This is a genomic window from Terriglobus albidus, assembly GCF_025685425.1.
Taxonomy (GTDB): domain Bacteria; phylum Acidobacteriota; class Terriglobia; order Terriglobales; family Acidobacteriaceae; genus Terriglobus; species Terriglobus albidus.
In genome coordinates this window covers 1,278,236-1,296,130 of record NZ_JAGTAS010000058.1, presented here as the reverse complement: position 1 = coordinate 1,296,130, position 17,895 = coordinate 1,278,236, and the positions used below count along the sequence as shown (strand labels likewise).

Here is a 17,895-nt window from a genome sequence, read left to right as displayed (position 1 = left end):
TCCCACCTCCGCTTCCTGGCTCAACCTGGTCGAGCGATGGTTTGCGCTGCTGACCGAAAAACAACTTCGCCGCAGCACCCATCGCTCCACCGCTGAACTGGAAAATGCCATCCGCAACTACATCCAAATTCACAACCGCGATCCAAAACCCTTCGTCTGGACTAAAACCGCCGATCAGATACTGGCTGCCGTTGCTAGATTTTGTACAAGAACTTCAGGGACAGGACACTAGTAGTAGAACGCAAAAAAGTTGTCGTTCAGGTGTCGGCGTCACCTTATGTTGAAGAGGTAGTTGCCACTGCATTCGGGCGGCCGCTACCTGGAAGTCGCCGCCAGTATTCGGCTAGACGACCAACATGCCATCGGCCCCGTCGCGTCTACATCACTTTCGCAGTGATTAGATCAGCAGGTTGCGCAGACCATTGACAAAGCATCTGGGGGAGGCGAACCTAATCTCGCCTCATCCCGAATTGAGCACGTTGAATTGCACTTTTTGCGGCATCTTTCGTCTTCCCCAGGTTCTCGACTGGAGAACTTGATTGAGCTACCTTTTATTTGCCCTGCCACAAACGTCCGTCTTTCCGGTCGCTCTCATTGGCGATTATCACGGTCGTCACTCTAAAACCGTTGTACTTCGGCCAAATGAATCCACTGGCTTCGGCCATCGGGGCACTCATAGTGCCGGGATCAACAGCGTCCATCTGGATACGGTCACCGCTAGGTGGCCCCTGATATTCCATCGAAAAATCCATCAAGCCGTAGCGTAAGCGGAGGCTGTGTGATGTACGCACTGCACTTGGGCTGTGCAGATGTCACGGCATGCCCCAACCCATCCTTTACTCGAACCAACACAGGCAATTGTTCAGGAGACATTGAATGCTTTTACGAATCAGATTGATGCTTGTCGCAACTGCTATTGCGCAAGCATTCGCTATAGCGGCCGGATGCGCCGCTCAATCTTCGGGAACCGTCAACTCCGGCACAGCGGGACAGTTCGCAACCTACCCAGCCGATGGAACAACAGTGAGTGGTCATACGCTAAACGCAACGGACATCGCCGCAACTGGCACGCTCAGCAATGCAACAACCGGCAATGCGGCAACTGCCACGAACGCCGCCGGAAGCTTCTCCGTTCCCGGAAGCCTTACTGTGTCCGGCAACGTGGCCATCAATCCGGTTGCTGCCAACTGTAATATCGGTACTGGTGGTGGAACAAACTTCTACTGCATGAGCGACAACGTCACTTTTCCGCTGTTCCCGCAGGGAATCAGCCATCAGGCGTTGCACTATATGAACCAGACCTCGTATGGTGCCGGCATCTCCGAACAGAATAGCTGGCGCGTTCATACGGTTCTGAATCTTAACAACACAGTGTCTGACAGAGGCATCTCCAACATCTTTGGCGGAGCCATCCAAAAACACGCCATCGGAGATACGCAAGGCTTCTATCTCTACGACTGGTGCGATTGCGGAACTGCCACCGGATCGGACGAAGGCTGGGAGGGGCTCGCACTCAACGGCGGTGAGAACTCTGGCTATTTCCATGGCACCGTCTCCACGGTCGATGCCAGCAATACACTCCCGACGCTTAGCTTCGGTACAGGCAATGCATGGCTTACCGACGGCACCTTCCTTCTTGACATCTCGAAGGCAGGCAATGCCGGAAACCTGAACGGTGCATCCTTGGTCGTGACAGGAGCGTACCAGGGACTGCCTTATCTTCCCGTAACTAATACGCTTCCACTCACCACCGCATACGGCCAGATCCTCGAGACTCTTCCATTCGTCTACAAGCCATCCGACCAATCGAATATCCGCGCAGTCACATTCATCCCGTACATGGTCAACGGCGCCATGCCAACTATCGCCGGTCCCTCCGCTGCTCCAGCGGTCTTCACGGGAACCATTTCGGGAACAACCCTGACGGTCACCGCCGTCACCAGCGGCACACTCGCGGTCGGGCAAACCGTCTTCGGTCCAAACATGAACGTCGGCACGCTCATCACCGCGCTCGGAACCGGCTCCGGTGGGACCGGTACCTACACCCTGAATCAAGCGCAGACCGTAACCACAGGTGCAAGCATTAAGGGGTCTATTTCAGGGACGACACTCACGGTCACAGTAGTCAACGCCAACAGTGGAGCCCCACTCGCCGTGGGCCAGACGATAACGGGACCGAATGTATTGGCAGGAACCGTCATCACAGCACTAGGTACGGGGACTGGAGGAACAGGAACCTATACGGTTAGTCAGTCTCAAACCGCAAACGCAACCGGTACTGTCCCCATTATGCAGGCCGTGGCCTCTCCCACGCTCGTCTTTGTTCCCGGCCCCAGCGATCCCGAGCAGGTTCCCATCATCTCCGCCGGGGCGGCCCCCTCCCAGGCCGTCTTCACCGCATCTATATCGGGTAACACGCTCACTGTCACCTCGGTCGCTAGCGGCACCATTGCGTTAAATCAATACTTGACCGGCCCTGGCGTAACCTATCTCACCCAGATCACTGCACTCGCATCGGGGAGTGGCGGTGCGGGGAGCACCTACACCCTCAGTAAGAGCCAGACCGTGGCCTCGGAGACGATGGGTTCCACCGACCCCCAATCGCTCACCATTGCAAGCCGTCATGGCAATGCCACACCCTATCTCTTCCAGGGCGGCATCGCAGGACAGTTCATCAGCTTCAACGACAACCTGACCTACACCGGATACCGCTCCAGTTACTACGCCGTAGGCTCGCTGACAGGAAACGACCTCATCTACTGGATCAACCTGAAAGAGAACCAGCAGGGCGTTCCAGGACTGCCTATGGTCGGCGACGAAGCTGAGACCATCCATTCTGGATACACACTGATTCCAGGAGCGGAGATCCTGGCCAATCTGGACGGCAATTATCTTCCCCACCTCGAACCGAACAACGCAGGCTTTACCGCTGGTGACACGATCGAAGATCCCCATTATCCAATGATTTCGACCGTAGGCCTGCATCTCGCGGTCACCCAGAACACACCAACCAACAACACGGGCGGAGGAGGCATCGATCTGGCATTAAACGGAGGCGGCGTCGGAGCCTTGTACAACGGAATTTCTCTTACGAACAGCAACGCAGCTACCACGTACCGAACCTATGGCGGCTGGATTGACCGTCCCGCCGGAATCAAGATCAGCGGGGCCGGTTGGCAAAGCGGTCTGTACATGCGGAATCCCCCAATTAACGGAGGCTGCCTCGTCTGCTCCGGAAGCGTCTACTCCACAGCTGGAGGCACCTTCACCGGCTCTATCACCGGAAACATACTCACCGTAACCTCTATGACCTCGGGCTTCATCGCACTTGGTCAGGACGTCTCCGGGACTGGCATCTACCCTGGAACATACATCAAAACTCTGGGCACAGGAGTTGGTGGCTCGGGATCGCTCGCCCTTGGAACTTACTATCTCAACCAGAACCAGGCCGCAGCTGTGCCCTCCGAGACCATCACCTCCAGCGCCGGTCCTTTCACCATCGTCGGCGACAACGGCTGGGGTATTACATCTGACCCCACGACCGGTGTGCGGACGATTTCAGGATTTACCACAAGCGGTCCCATCCAGCTCGGATACGGCGGCGCCGTAACCGCACCCTCACCCGGCGGTTTCTTCGGCATCGCCATCGGAGCCGCAGGCACTGCGACGTCTACCACCAACTACGGCTCCTCCAACTATGGCAATAATGGTTTCGCATGGTATGGCTCCTTCTGGAATGGCACAGCCGCTGTCGCCTCCAACTGGAACATGTGGGAGACCATGGGAGCCGGCACCAATCCAACCAGCACCATCAACCTGCTTCCCACAACCACCTCCACCGGAACCCAGTACTTCAACATCGGTACTGCGAGCTTCAAGCTGAACGGAGCCATCGTTCAATCCGGCACCACGGGTGGAACCAACGTGTTCACTAATCCAACGCAGCTTCCAGCCGCAACCACTATCAATGGTCAAGCCATCGCTCCCGTATACCGCGCCGTTACCTCTGCGATAGCTCCCACGGCGGGCGCATGCACCACAACAACGGTCACTATCAGCGGTCTTACTTCCACCATGACCATTTCCGCCTCAGCAACCGCAAACCCCGGAGCCGGCGTAACCTGGTCCGCATACTATTCAGCAACCAACACTGCCGGCTTGAACATTTGCGCCATCAGCGGCAGCACACCCAACTCGGTCAGCTATAACGTCTCGGCTCAGTAGGCTGAGCTACGGGAATGCCGCGAGGTCCAAGTGCTAGATGGCACTAGGCCACGCGGCATTTTCTCTGTAGAAAATCCGTCACATAGATGCAACCTGGCGGGTACAGCGTAACCATCAAGGTAGACGACAGCGTTTCGAAGCAGCAAATTGCTGAGTCAATACGGTTTGTCGTGGAATAAGGCATAGATCGGAACGTCGAAGGAAGTCGTGTAAACCGAATTGCTTGCACGTATTGGTATCGATGCCTATGCCATTTCGCCAAACAAATTTCTCCGAATGGCTGCCTCTAGCCCCTTGGCCGCAACCCTCTGCTCTGCCGGAGTCGTACTTGAAGGAAATGTCAGAGCTTGTTTCGATACAAATACTGGCTTGTCAGGAATGGTTGACGTTAATGCTCTCGGTACTGGAGTAGCAGAAACACGAGGGATTCTTTCTTCTTTTTGCGGAAGAGTGGCCGGTTGTGGTTCGTTCCGAAAGACGCTTCTACTTTTGGAAGATTCCTTTCGAGCGGTTCCCCCTCTGGGCGCAAGAGAGGATGACAAATTGATGATGAAATGGCGGATGTCGCGAAGGCGCTCGATCTCTCCGTCGATTTCGTTGATGATCCAGGAAACGTTCATACATCAAGGATATCGGAGTAGTGGGTCTGAATGTTGATAGCCCTACGGCACGGGTGAGAACTACCATTGTGCCGTCAGTCCGCATCCTGTGTTGCTTGTTCATTTCGCCGCCCTCAACAATTCGCGGGTGCTGGTCGCGTCGCAGGCAGTTTCCGAAAAACGCCCACCCCTGCATTCCGCGAACCTGCATGAGGTGCAACGGTCAAGTTGTCCAATCTAGATATGGTTAGTGGCGGTTTCAGAGTACGTGGCCAGCGGCTGGAGTCAGTGAATACATCTCCAAGCGAACTGATTCTGTTCGCCTACGAGCTGCAGCGGACGCAGCTCTCGGAATGCCCGTCCTGAGGCGATACGGAAAAATTCGACGCGACGATGCTCTACAACAGGGAGGGGATCCCAGGCGACCCCGCAATGTAAGGAAACGGTTCGCCGACTACTCGTATTTGGACAGGAGAACGAGAGCTTCTTCTTTGCTGATCGTATGGTCCATTAGTCGCGAAAGTGTCCTTTGTTTCTAACGCAAAGCTAATCGGTCAATGATGTAGGGGTGAAGGGTTCGTTGCTGGCTCTGTGCTCCGGACAGGCGCGCCTCCTGGTACTGCGCTTCATCGCATTACACGGACGTTATACGCTTTTGCGACCGGCGTAACGGTCGAGATTGCACAGACCTGAACTGTTACGGTATCGATAGCCGTTACTGCTGCGTCAACTTTAACCAGAGGACTTGGAAGGGTTCCATCGGACGTTGACACGGTTACCGGGCTGCCGATTTGAGCTCCTGCAACAGTCGTAGTAGTACTTGCACATGTCCCCGCTGAGAGAGGGGATCCCCCGATACCGCCGGTGGCACCAGAGAGTATCGGAATTGACCAGGTGCAGTCACCTCGGAGATAACTCGCATTGGACGGAGTTCCACTTGGTCCCTTATTTACCGAACTCCCACCAGCGGCACTACCACCGCAACCAAGATCCATCAAGGTGGCTAACGCTTCATAGTTCGTATTGTCATCAAACAGAAGACGCCCGTAAACCGAATTTTGATCTGAGCGGAAACGCAACAATCCGGGATTCACATATCCAAAACGGTTTGCCATATCAGAAGATAAGACGAATGAAGATAAAGGCGTGCCGCTGCTGTTCCTAAACACAATCCCGCCGGTTCCTGCAAGCATCGATACTTGTCCCGAGGCGGTTTGAAAGCTGAAATTTCTCGCACTGGTGGGATTGCCTCCATTCAAGACTAGAATTTGCGGTGTACCTGATGCACCAATCTGCACCAACGTCCCGCTGATAGTACTGCCATCGTCCAATTGGGAGAGTTTATAGCCGCTATTGGCAGTTAGACCATTTGCTTGAATCGTGGTATTTAGGCTAGTCGTTGATCCCACTTTATAGGGCATGAATTGCACTACGCTCGGAGTTCCGGAGCCAGTACTGGCATAGTTCGCAACTCCGGCCGCCAGCGGATTCTGAGAGTCAACATAGTAGGTCGGGTTGAGTGTTCCGATATTCAGAAACCACGCAGCAAATTGAGGCGCATTCACACCCTGGTTGTCGACGAGCTTTGCGTAACCATTTCTCCCAGTACGAACAAAGTATGGGACGTTGCAATTCGTAGTAGCGAGCGACGCATTCACATACGAACTTCCCTTAATAATGACGTCGTCCGAAGTGGTATTCCCGACTGCATCAACATCGACAAAGGCAATCGGAGCGTTTTTACAGCCGTTGTTTGGCACTCCGTTACCAAACTCGAAATTGCTGTCGCGAATCTCGATCATTGAATTGCCACTGCCGCCTCCGTAACCAGCCGTTGGGTCATACATGATGGAAAAAATGCCGATTGGGGCCATCCTCCCATTGCCGGATCCGTTGGGGTGGAGATGAGACATGGACATTCCCTGCTGACCGTTACCGTCTACCTGGATCAGCTGTTCAGCCCCTCCATCTATGTAGTCGATACCATCGATCGGTCCTGAATTGGGCCCTATATAGATTCCGACATGGTCGTCGACAAGGGAAATTCGTTCGAAGCGGTCGAAGTCGGTCTGAATCCCCCAAAAGCAATATTCGCATCCCGCCATATAGACATGACGCATTTTCACGTCGCCACCACGATAGTCTTTGACGATGTATGTACCGGGAGAGTAGTAGCTATACTGGCCGTCGGTTGGATAGAGAACACCGCCCGTCCAATTTTGGGGGCGATTCATAATTCGCATATCGACGTCTTCAAACTTTGCTCCTTGATATCCGTCGAATGATGGCTGTGTATAAGGCTGATGCACCGCTCCGCCAGTGGCGTTGACGTTGGCAGGAGCTCCTGCTCCCGAGATCGTGATGCGATTTGCGCTATAGCTAATGGTCGTAGAGCCATTACCGTATGTGCCATCGAGTCCAGTCCCCGTGCCCCATAATGTGTAACTGTTTCCGTTGAATATTAGACCTCCGGGAAGAGACTCATAGTTGATCGTTACGTTACCACTAGCATCGGAAGTCGCAGTCGTCACAAGCGCGGCCTTATCAGTAGAGAACTGCCATATCGAACCGATACCGATGCCCGCGATCCGTGAGGCCTCGCTGTAATTGTCCACGTTCGATCCGCGAACGGTCATGCCCAAGTTTCCGGTTCCACTAAATAAAATTGCTGGAGATTCAAGCACGGCAGCGGCCTGCTGGGTCGTATTTGCTGATGGAGGGCTGGTACTGTCCCCAATTGCACCAGCATCGCAATAGCTTAAGGAGCGAGAACTGAGCGTCGCAATCAAGCCTTGGTTTGCTCCTCCCGCCGTGCGGTAAACTTTGTAGCTTCCGGGCCGATATCCATTGGCTGCGCTGGCTGCAGGCCACGAAACAAGATTGCAGTTTGTGGAGCTCAGATTCGCATTTCCATTTGTAATGGTGGTTACGGCACCGGAAGTCGAGACATCCAGGAGACTTGGATCCTGCCCAAGAATTTCCGACGCAACAACTTCATATGAATACGTTGTACTTCCAGGTACACCTTGAGCTATGACGCTGGGGGCCGCCATGTTGCTGATGGTGGCGGGGCACGCTTGTTGTCCGACATACCCGAGGTCGTATCCTCCACCTGGCTCTGAAACGAGTGACAGATTGGCGTGGATATAGTGCGCTGTTACCGCTGTGGTGGTCGCCGTCTGCACTTGCAGTAGGGCGCCATTAAGATAGGAGGCCGACGACATGCAATGTGGCATGAAATAGTCTCCAACCGAAAGCTTGTTGCTTGATGTGTTAAACGTCACAATATTGCCCGCGATTTGTACGCTGGTAATGACTCCACCGGGAGGATCAACACGGCATATTTTCCCGGCAGGAATCTCGATCACAGCTCCACCTGCAAGCGCTGCCTGAGCCATCGCCCGAAACGCAACGCGATCATCGGTCCCCGTAAGAATGCCTGTGGAGTTGCTCCACGCTGCGTCGCATTTTGCGCCGAATGTATATGGCGATAGCACTAACGAGGTTGATACCGAGGACCCATCAATCGCTGTTGGTGGATTTGCGGCGTTTGGAAAGCGGATACTTCCCGCCGAAAGCGTGCCGCTTACACTGAGATCTCCGGCCGTCGTAACGCCTGCTGTGAATTGGAATGGGCCATAAACGGTCGTCCCAACGGTTTCGGTATAGGCATAGCCGAAGGAACCCGAGGGCGGAAGCCACGCCCCGAAGTTGCCGCTGCTATCGGCAGTGTTCACGCATGTGTTCGTTCCCTGCAGAACGACCTGAGCGGTGGCAGGGCACACGCTCGTTCCAGTGATAGAGGTGAAGGTTGAAATCAAGCTTGTGCAGCTCGATGCGGCTGGACTGGAACAACTATAGATTGCGATTCCGGCGTTCGGATAGGCTACAACGGGCACCGTGGTGCCGCTTCCTGTCGTCGTGGTTGCGCTGAAATCAACCCGCAGATTCTGCGCAACGACAGGCAGAGCAAAGAAGAAAAGACAAAAGAGAAACTTCTTCATGTGCAACTCCGCTATAAAGAATCTCCTCCTCCGGGTCAATCATCCTGGTACGCAGCCTCCTGTTTCGTCTTAGACAGACGCGAGGGAAGGCAGGGCTATACTTCAGACGATTGAATCCGGACATTAGGTCAAACGACTATAGTGGCTCCCAGCAAAGCCGTCAATCATTTCAGCCGCTCGCAACCAGACGCATGATGAACGCGAGATGACGAGTGGACTTCGAGTACACACGCCGCTCCTACGTGGCGAAATCGCATTCAGTTTCCAGGATGCAGATCGATAGTCAGGATATTGAACCTCTTAGCGGAACAGGGATGTCGACTTGCGTCGGGTGTCTCTCAACCTCGCTGGTAACAGCCGCGTACATCCGAGAAGAATTCCAATCTGTAAAGGCCTTCTCCGCGTAGCGCGGCAGTTCTCTAGCGGCATCTGTCAGAAGAAGTAAAGTTTCTGTCTTGCCAACCGATGAGATAAATACAACCTAACCCCTGCTCCTCAAGCGCAAAGGGAGCATCCGGAACCGCGTCCCGGATGCTCCCTTTGGGGTTTTCTGAAAAAAGATTCTCACATTCTTCGCTGTGCATCTGTCTCTGGCAAGTTGCGGCAAAACTCCGAAAAAGACCAAAACCACTATATGCGGCACAGATCGCGATTGAGGTAGAGAGCATTTGAAAGAACCGTAGGAGGTCGGGATTGACTACCGGATAGACTCAGTCGTCAAAGAGGTAGAAGCCACCAAAGAGAAATACGCAGGTTCGAGAGGGGTATTCGAACAAGAATATGGCCACTAAGCATTCATAGACGACCAGCCCAGGGTGCGCTAAGATGTAGGCCTTCCTATGGACCACACGATCGGCAAAGAAGAAGCCCTTATCCTCTTGTCTAAGTACACTGAGGAGAACACTCTTTTAAAGGCAAACCTGTCCTCTGTCGACAAAAGGATTCAAGTCAGCCTGATCGGGACCATCTACCAAACGGAAAATGAAGATCTGGTCATCGCCGGTCCGAACAAGGATGAGGATTCAGCGAGAGTCGACTTTATCGTGGTCGCGATGAACTCGATTGTCCTTGCCGGGTATCACGAGCTCAAAGATGTGGCCGAGCTTTCGGAACAAGAGCGAGAGGATTTCTCTGAATCGCACGGCTTCGCGCAGCTCCGGTTCATCCTTGATACCGGTTGGACACTTAGCATTTTTGAGCCGACGGGCTGAAGCTCGGACGGCTGCCAAGCTGGCATCTGCGTATCCCTCAATAAAGAATCTCTCGTCCATAGACCTAGCATGGCATTTCTTGGCTCGCCCGGCAAAAGAAGAACTAAGGAAACTCCTTTGGCTAGGCGGAAATCTGAACTATGCATGCCCGTTCAGCCACTTTGGCCACAAAGTCTCGGAGCGCAGAACCGACAAGAATATGAACCTGGACTGGATGGGGAGATGCCTTTTGTTGTTAACGATCAGGCGTCTTGGGTTCAGGATTGTTCCGAAGCTCGCTCCGGTATAGCTGGAGCCCAGACTGTACCATCACTTCTGGGTATCGCCGCTCGCGGTAGTCTGTCAACATGGAGTCACCCGCGCAGTTCTCGACTAGAATCCGCCGACTGGAGCACCAGGCATGCTTCGCTCCGGAGGACGAGGCCCTCTACCACGCCCTGATGGCGGAGGCGAAGGACCGCGGATTGAACTACAAAGAAGCGCTGGAATACACCATCCGGATCTGCAATGGCGGGGCGGACTAGCAGAGTCTCGAAAGCAGCAAATCGCCGAGTCAGCACAGGTTTTATCTTCACCATCATTGGTCGATAGGGTCCCCGACGCAACTTCAACTTTTACCTCCACATGGAATGTCAACCGTCCTAGTTCTGATGCTGAAATTGTGTGGCCCCATTCGCGGGGCCTTTTATTATGTACGCCCCGATCTCATCGTGGTCCAGCTATGTACGGTCTCGCGTTACCACGCTGCATTATATGATGCGGTTCTCCAACAGCGAACTACTCGTGCGAATAGCCTCACCGCTACAAATTATCTCGTCATGTGCCCTCTGTCCCTAGGTTTCCCCGCGTCCCGCTCCCTCTGGGTCATGGCATGAGCTTGTACATACGTGCTCATCCGTCATACACATATCTGCGCCTAGGTTCGTCTTTTACGCCGAACGGCAAAGTGTCCTAAATGGGCCGCCGCGAGGAAGATGATCTCTAGGCTGTGCTGGTACAAAAACGCCTTAGGGGTATGGAAAAAGTTTTTGTTTTGCGAGAGAACAGTGACCATCAATCCGAACATGATCCAGCCTGAAATCAAAGCATAATGGGGATGTCTTTTGAAAAATGCTACAGAGAGACATTCAAAGATCCAGACACAACCTGCTGCATAAAGAGAAAGAGGTAGGCCGGGAAATGGAAGCCCCGCGAAAAGCAGAAACACCCCTTCCCCGGCGAGACAAACAATCATTGCGATGACTGACAGGTTTACCATGATGCTCACCATTCCTTTGCTTGCGTTTTGGGGTAGAGCACATAACCACCAAACGGCGTGCTAACTGACTGAGTGCGCCAGAGACGATGGCCTACTGATCCTCTAGCCTGAGGATTACTCCTCGCAGGGTTGTAGAGACCCTGGTTGCACTTTTGCGCTGCATTGATTTGAGCATCGTTTAGAGCAACCGTCGAAGTACCTACGTTGACGGTTGCGTCTAGTCCAGCGTTTCGAAACATTCATCATGCGTCTTGCAAGCTTTATCAAGCGTCCCATTAGGTTCTCCGGCGCCTCCAGGACCGCAATAGTGGGTCGCAAAGAATTGGTAGTACGATACGTCCCGTCCTCCGGTCAGGTAATGGGAACCATTGACATATGCAAGTCCAACATCTCGCAGGCGCAGGGCATTCCGTTTCTGTTCAATAAGTTCGACCCGCCGATCATTGACGGGGGACAAATTTACGTTCCAAATTACAGCGGAGGTGTCGACCTTTACCGCCTGACACCGTCGCGGAACCCTACCCAAGTTCCGATAAGGCGACTGATGACATGGTCCGGCACTGTAACCCTCCCCTGAGGCGGAGGATGGTGGTAGCAACGACGGACCGATTTGTAAGGTCAGGCACGCAGCGGAACTCATCCGGCCAGGAGCAAGCGGCTCCATCAAAGGCCGAATACATTGCCGCAGACTCATCTTCTCGCCCAAACGTACCTTGTGGTCACGCGGTGGACCATACATTCCCGGTATCAACCCCAAAGTTTGTGCCAGTCGTCTGTCCGAGAAATCCGAGCCTGCTGATTTGAAAATTCTGACGCAGATCTTTGGCAAGAATTCGGGTACGGGTTCCATCTCCTAGGATGTGCTTTTGAACTCACTCCAATGCCTCTGAAAGGTCGATGATGATCTCGCCACCGTACTGCATCATTGCGCGTACCGCTGACTCCCAAGCTAGTCTGAGCGGACTACAGGCAGCAATGGTCTCGTCGATTGTTTTATAAAATCCAGTCTTCACTGCGATATTCACTTCATTAGAAGCCGCATCTGGCAGCCATACGCGATACCCGACGATACCGTTGGTATCTTTGACAGTAGTAAAAGCTACTCTCGCCATATCCTGAAGTCTACCGGGTTAGGTCACTAAAACCTATTCGACGCGAGCATTGTCCAAAGGTTCAAAAGTGTAGCACCTCAGTCTTACCCAAAGCCAAAAGTACCCTTAAACCCGGCAAGGGCTGAGGGGCTTGTCTCTAGACGCAGGGCGCCATGAGGACAACAAAGTGCCAAAGCAAATGCCGACAAGGAGCAAACCATGAGGAACACCGCGGCCAAGCCACACAGCATTTCCACCCTCGACAGCAAGAAGCCCAGCACCAAACAGGAACTGATCGCCGCCAATATCAAGTTGCTCATTGAGCAGTTGGAAGCAGGACACTCCCACGCCCTCACCGGCTACCTCACCGCCATGAGCCGCTTTCACAACTACAGCTTTGGGAATGTACTGGAGATCGCGCGGCAGAGATCGTGACATACTGCTACACCTCGCTGGAGTCAGTAATTACAAGGTCTGTGCGTCATCCATGACGCGAGATGGACGGCTTGTGGCAGGATGACCCAATTTGTCAGCCCTCTTGGATCGCGGAAATTGGGTCCCTGTGAAGGGTTGCGATGTCGATTCTGGGTGGTCTAGGGCAGGCGGAGTAACTGGATCGAAATACATTTGCCCCTCCCCAGGAAGAGCCTTCAGGTAACCATTTAGGACGAGGTCATTAAGAGATTCAGGGGGTTTCCCCTCATCGAGGGTGTATTGGTGGATGGCCTGCTGCACGATAAGCTGTTCGTCGGCTCGTATCTGTGTTTTGATCCTGACACTCGCCGTGTTCACCGAATGGATATACAAGGGAACCGAGATCATCCCTGGCAGCAACGCGCACGCGAATAGAATCGCCCGTCTCATCGGACACCCGTCACCAGGATTATAGCCTTGTGGATTCATCTAACCCACTACCTTAAGTCACCAAAAATGCGCCTCTGCGCGTCTTTAGGCGTGAGTGATGAATCGCGCCGCCCAGTGTGGACATGGCGAATGGCTCTGTGGACGGCGGGAAGATCGAGATGAGCGCGTTCGATCATCCATGGAGCGAACTTGACGATCTGCTTGGCGGGAAGTGTTTTCTGCGTGACGAGACGGCGGACCACTGCATCGCTGACGGAGAGTGCGGTAGCGGCCTGTTGCATGGTGATCCAGAGGCGCTGCTCCGGTGGCGGGCAAGCGGGAAAACCCTTGCTATGGCGAACGTGTTGCACGCGCTTCTCCGTCCAGGTGTTGTTGTTGCCTGTGCGATAACCCAAACGGTTCAGGATAGAGACGATGGCGCTATCTTCACAGACCAGAGCGAGCTCACGAATCAGATCCGTTACTTCTTCGGAGTTGATGTGGTTATGATGCCCGGTTTTGTTCTTACGAACTGTCAGTTCGGTTGATGATTTTCCTGCGATCTTTGTAGCGTCCTTCCATTGTGCGGCCATCGGCGCACAATGGAACCGCTTCAGTCTCGGTACTGACTTGGTGGATCAGCATGAATCCCGTCAGGCTCGTAAATGATACGCTTATCGCAACCATGTCCAATCTAGACTCTGTGGGATGTCAGTGCCGAGACCACGAACGATCCGCCTTGGACCGCCCGGTCTTGTTCTTGCCGCTCATCGTCGCGATGTTCGCAAGCTTCGGCCTTCTATTGGGCATAGCCGACCTCCCTTTCGGTGTCCAGTTGGGTTCACTCATGCCATACACGTGCCTGATGGTCCTGGCCACATTCAGTGCCCAACGCGGGCAGCAACCTTACTTCTTCCAGTGCGAGATCGTCCAGTCTACTGTGCCAAGGCTGGTCAAACGACATGCGGTTTTCCTCGTCGCGATAGTTGTAATCGAGACAATCGCTTTCCATGCGACCCGATACATGCCACCCTCCTGGCTGGTCGCGAAGGGAAGAGACGGCCCGCCCTTCGCTATAGGCCTGTGCATCCTCTGCTTGTGTCTGGCATTTGTCCAGATACTAACCAACCGCACCCTGATTGCACGGGCGCACCGAGAGAGGAATGTGTTGCTTTAGTTCCCAACATGGGAACCATATCACCAACGCTCTTGAAACGGTTGTTACGCCGAACCCTACCTGACTGCTACACGCCGTAGCAAAGGGAATTCGACATAACCGCAATGGATCAATGATTATGTTGGCTACGATTTGTGTCTCACCCACCGCCGACCGGAGGAGCGTAGCCTACTCAACATAAATTCTGACGCAACATAAGTGCGCCGTCTGGTGTACCAGCGTCGAAAATTCTTCGGCCTTGGACTGTCCCGGCACGATGGCAATCCGTCCGCCGTAGCTCGCGCCGAGGGCTGGAGCGATGTTCGGGTTGTACCCAAGCGTGATGCCGCGCGAACGAACAAACGCGGCCAGCCGCTCCATGGGGCGGCTCACGATGCAGGTGGGCTGCAATACAACGAGCAGGAACAACTGCTACAACAGCCAGTTCTACGGAACCTGGTTCGCGAAGACAGGCTCGCGGGTGACGACTACATGCGAGACTGGCCGCTGCTTCAATTATGGATATGACGACCTGAACCGGCTCACCTTGGCTACTGCCACCACCGGCTCGTCGCAGACCTACCGGTACAGCTATGACCGGTATGGCAATCGCTGGCCTGCTGTCTCATCGCCATCGGGAAACAATCTGAGCTACTCCTTCAACAACTCCACCGATTCAGGGATTAACGGGAGCTTCTTACGATGCGGCTGGGAACCTACTCAATGATGGGCTTCACAGTTATACTTATGATGCGGAAGGCAATATCACGCAAGTGGATAACGGTGCGACCGCGCAGTATACCTACGATGCGTTGAACCACCGGGTGCGAACGCAGACCAGTAGCGCCACCTACAAATGGACCTGCGACTACGCTGGCCGCCGTATCACTGGTTGGTACCAGCCGGGTGACCTTGCCACCCAGGGCCGCATTTACTGGGGTAATCAGCAGATCGCTTACCGTGCCTGGAATGGCAGGACCTACTTCGATCACCAGAACCCGGTTGGAACGGAGCGGTTACGAACCGACAACATCGGCGCGGTTGCGGCAACCTATGTCTCCGCTCCATGGGGAGATGAGTATTCCGCCAACGAAATCAGTCCTCAGGGCGATGGGCTGGACAACCTGCACTTTGCGGGCCTCGATCACGATGCGGAGTCTAATACCGATCACGCCATGTTCCGCCAGTATTCGCCGATGCAAGGGCGGTGGTTGAGCCCTGATCCCTATGACGGAAGCTATGACGACTCCGACCCGCAGAGCTTCAATCGGTATAGCTATGTCAGGAATTCGCCGTTGATGGCAATCGATCCATCTGGCCAAAACCCTTGTGCAGTCGCAACCTCTTTCGGGGCAGCCTTCGGTGGTCCTGCGGGAGCAACTGCTGGAACAGCCATCTGTATCGGCGATATCGCATACAGTGCAATAAAAGAAATTATGGGCGTTTTCAGCCTGTTTAGCCATCCTTCTTGCCACGCCTGCGATCATCCCCGCCCTGAAAGCACCGGAGTACCTAATTGGGACGATGCCTGGAATGAGCACCTCGGCTTGCCTCATGCACAGTTACCTAATGGGGACCTTGGCTCGATAATTGGCATTGACCAAAACAAATGCGAATTCGGTATCTGTGGGAATGACTTCTTCGGCCCAAGAGATCATGGTCACTGTACTTCGTGATTGGGAGTAGGTTGCAGTTCGGGGTTATCTCTGGAGGATCTCTTTTTTGTTTCATCAGCGGAAAGAGAAGATTCAGCAAGAATGGCCTTATAACGGGACTCTTTTGCCCGGTTTCGAAGCTCAGGATGGGGTCTGTTCGACGGGGTCTATCTTCGGACCGCCAATGAATAGTAATCGCCATGTTCTAGCGTGCTGCCAGGCACACGATAACTGCTATACAAAATATCAGTGCAATGCCACATCATGGATACCCGGTGGTTTGCCTGGACCATGCAGGACGGTATGCAACAAGACAGCGGTCAAGTGCATTTCGATTGGCAAATGAGTCAAAATGGGAGGTGCTGGACGATGTTTTTTCTAATTGTTCGTGTGAACAAAAGACAATTGTTGGGAGTATTGTTGGCAATTGTCTGCTTTACCAATGTGGGATGTGGTGTTCTACCAGAAGCCTCATTCAAACTGGCGAGCGAATCGAGGCTGCCTAAATGGGTTAGGCTCCCACAAGGGCTCACGGCCGCTAATTTGTCGCTCACGATGAACTACTACATTAAGCTATCGGGTCGAAGCGCACAATTTGTACTGCAAGACAGGAGCGGTCGAATTATTGAAAAGGAAGAGGGCAAGATGAGATGTAAAAAGCCTTTCCACCCAAAAAATCGCTCGCAAGACACTCCCGCTGACTTTTATCCAGCTTACGAGGCTATCACTGTTAAGGGCGTAACAGAAATCATTGAACACAGAAAGATGGAGCCGATCTTTTATATAACTGATGACGCTGCGGTTTGGAAGCAGTATGACTCGATTGGCTGCTAGTCAAGATGCTGGGGATGGATCTGCACCTTTGGACAAGAGTGGGAAGCTTGAGGACAGACGGGACGTAAACGAATACGTTGAGGTACGGTGGTCCGGGAAAATGATCACCCATGAGTGAAACATTTGAGCTGCAGGTCAATATGACGGTTGAGAGGAAATTGCGGGAGCACTACGTAGCATCCCTCTTCGGTTTGGCCTTAGCTGTCATCGCTGTGGCGGCCGCTTTACTGTTCAGCTTCGGCGACAGTTGGGACCAGATGCGTGTTCTGGTGACGATTGCTCTATCCGTCCTTGCTATCCCTCTCATTGAGTTTGGCAAAGGCGGTACATGGTTTCCGCGATACTCCGCTCCAAGAAGTATGTCGCGAGGCCTATTCCGTGGATTGATAGGGATCTCCGGCCTTGGCCTTTTTCTCTCAGCGGCTGCCTTTTGCTTTGCTTTCGGTCAGGGAAAATATGAGCGGACTACAGTCGGGTTCATCTTTGGGATATGCGCCACTTCGTTTTTGCTGATAAGGGCGGCGATCACCGGTACCTTGTTTCCAGGGTTGGACAACAAGAAATAGCCGCGCCTCTGTAGAAGCTCCTGCATTCCTCGCTGGCGATCGTAGATCGTATGCGCCGTGGGTGGACTCGTATTGGTCTGAATGGCTCAGAGTAGACGTGCGGGCTGGATACTCCGCAGCAGTTCACCGCCAAGGTCCGCTGGCTCGAGCGTCTGGCGTGCCCAGAACCAGCCGATGAGATCGTCTTTCATGCTCTGATGACGGAGGCGAAGGAGCAGGGGCTCAGCTACAAAGAGGCGCTGGAGTACACGATCCGGATGCGCGCCGGTGGGGCGGATTAACTCCACTGGATACAAACGCAGGTTCTTAAGATCACTGAATTAGCGCGTCACGGAATCTTGCTTGATATGGATGGTCTGTGCCTTTGGTTTTTTTGCTATATCGGACAAAATTTCTTTTTTAGCTTCCGCCCAGGTCTAAGCCCTCCGCCTTTAGGCGGATAGCTTCCAGCCTC

Annotated in this window: 11 protein-coding genes and 3 pseudogenes; 9 read left to right on the top strand and 5 right to left on the bottom strand. The window is 53.7% G+C overall.

Features of this window, described 5'->3' with window-relative positions:
• Together OHL21_RS24390 and OHL21_RS24385 are read left to right on the top strand one after the other, a co-directional pair.
• Positions 1–232 (top strand): annotated as a pseudogene (locus tag OHL21_RS24390) (IS630 family transposase); the annotation flags it as partial.
• A gap of 644 nt (positions 233–876) precedes the next feature.
• Positions 877–4,224: a beta strand repeat-containing protein gene (locus OHL21_RS24385; protein ID WP_263419906.1), complete on the top strand. Its 3,348-nt coding sequence runs from the start codon at positions 877–879 to the stop codon at positions 4,222–4,224.
• Positions 4,225–5,449: 1,225 nt separating this feature from the next.
• Here the strand turns inward: OHL21_RS24385 and OHL21_RS24380 are convergent.
• A complete protein-coding gene (locus OHL21_RS24380) occupies positions 5,450–8,827 on the bottom strand; it encodes a hypothetical protein (protein ID WP_263419905.1) in 3,378 nt (1,125 codons plus the stop codon).
• A gap of 839 nt (positions 8,828–9,666) precedes the next feature.
• Between OHL21_RS24380 and OHL21_RS24375 the strand changes: the two genes are divergently transcribed.
• Both OHL21_RS24375 and OHL21_RS24370 read left to right on the top strand, forming a co-directional pair.
• Entirely contained in the window at positions 9,667–10,038 is a 372-nt protein-coding gene (locus OHL21_RS24375; RefSeq protein WP_263419904.1) for a hypothetical protein, read from the top strand.
• A gap of 347 nt (positions 10,039–10,385) precedes the next feature.
• Positions 10,386–10,562: a hypothetical protein gene (locus OHL21_RS24370; protein WP_263419903.1), complete on the top strand. Its 177-nt coding sequence runs from the start codon at positions 10,386–10,388 to the stop codon at positions 10,560–10,562.
• A gap of 392 nt (positions 10,563–10,954) precedes the next feature.
• On the opposite strand, the gene OHL21_RS24365 is transcribed toward OHL21_RS24370, so the two are convergent.
• Positions 10,955–11,296, bottom strand: coding sequence for a hypothetical protein (locus OHL21_RS24365; RefSeq protein WP_263419902.1), 342 nt, complete (start codon positions 11,294–11,296; stop codon positions 10,955–10,957).
• An 872-nt stretch (positions 11,297–12,168) separates the two neighbouring features.
• Positions 12,169–12,408, bottom strand: a complete 240-nt coding sequence (locus OHL21_RS24360; RefSeq protein ID WP_263419901.1) for a hypothetical protein — start codon at positions 12,406–12,408, stop codon at positions 12,169–12,171.
• Positions 12,409–12,606: 198 nt separating this feature from the next.
• Here OHL21_RS24360 and OHL21_RS24355 point away from each other — a divergent pair.
• A pseudogene (locus tag OHL21_RS24355) lies at positions 12,607–12,816 on the top strand (DUF1738 domain-containing protein); the annotation flags it as partial.
• Positions 12,817–13,298: 482 nt separating this feature from the next.
• On the opposite strand, the gene OHL21_RS24350 reads toward OHL21_RS24355, so the two are convergent.
• Positions 13,299–13,823, bottom strand: a complete 525-nt coding sequence (locus OHL21_RS24350; protein ID WP_263419900.1) for a helix-turn-helix domain-containing protein — start codon at positions 13,821–13,823, stop codon at positions 13,299–13,301.
• 782 nt (positions 13,824–14,605) lie between these two features.
• Positions 14,606–14,767 (bottom strand): annotated as a pseudogene (locus OHL21_RS24345) (DUF1738 domain-containing protein); the annotation flags it as partial.
• A 13-nt stretch (positions 14,768–14,780) separates the two neighbouring features.
• Here OHL21_RS24345 and OHL21_RS24340 point away from each other — a divergent pair.
• From OHL21_RS24340 to OHL21_RS24325, 4 genes are all read left to right on the top strand, one after another.
• Positions 14,781–15,113 (top strand): hypothetical protein, encoded by a 333-nt coding sequence (locus OHL21_RS24340; protein ID WP_263419899.1) that lies wholly within the window; start codon positions 14,781–14,783, stop codon positions 15,111–15,113.
• Positions 15,114–15,159: 46 nt separating this feature from the next.
• Positions 15,160–16,062 (top strand): RHS repeat domain-containing protein, encoded by a 903-nt coding sequence (locus OHL21_RS24335; protein ID WP_263419898.1) that lies wholly within the window; start codon positions 15,160–15,162, stop codon positions 16,060–16,062.
• Between the two features lie 243 nt (positions 16,063–16,305).
• Positions 16,306–16,875, top strand: a complete 570-nt coding sequence (locus OHL21_RS24330) for a hypothetical protein (protein ID WP_263419897.1) — start codon at positions 16,306–16,308, stop codon at positions 16,873–16,875.
• A 110-nt stretch (positions 16,876–16,985) separates the two neighbouring features.
• Positions 16,986–17,441: a hypothetical protein gene (locus OHL21_RS24325; RefSeq protein ID WP_263419896.1), complete on the top strand. Its 456-nt coding sequence runs from the start codon at positions 16,986–16,988 to the stop codon at positions 17,439–17,441.
• Positions 17,442–17,895: the final 454 nt, after the last annotated feature.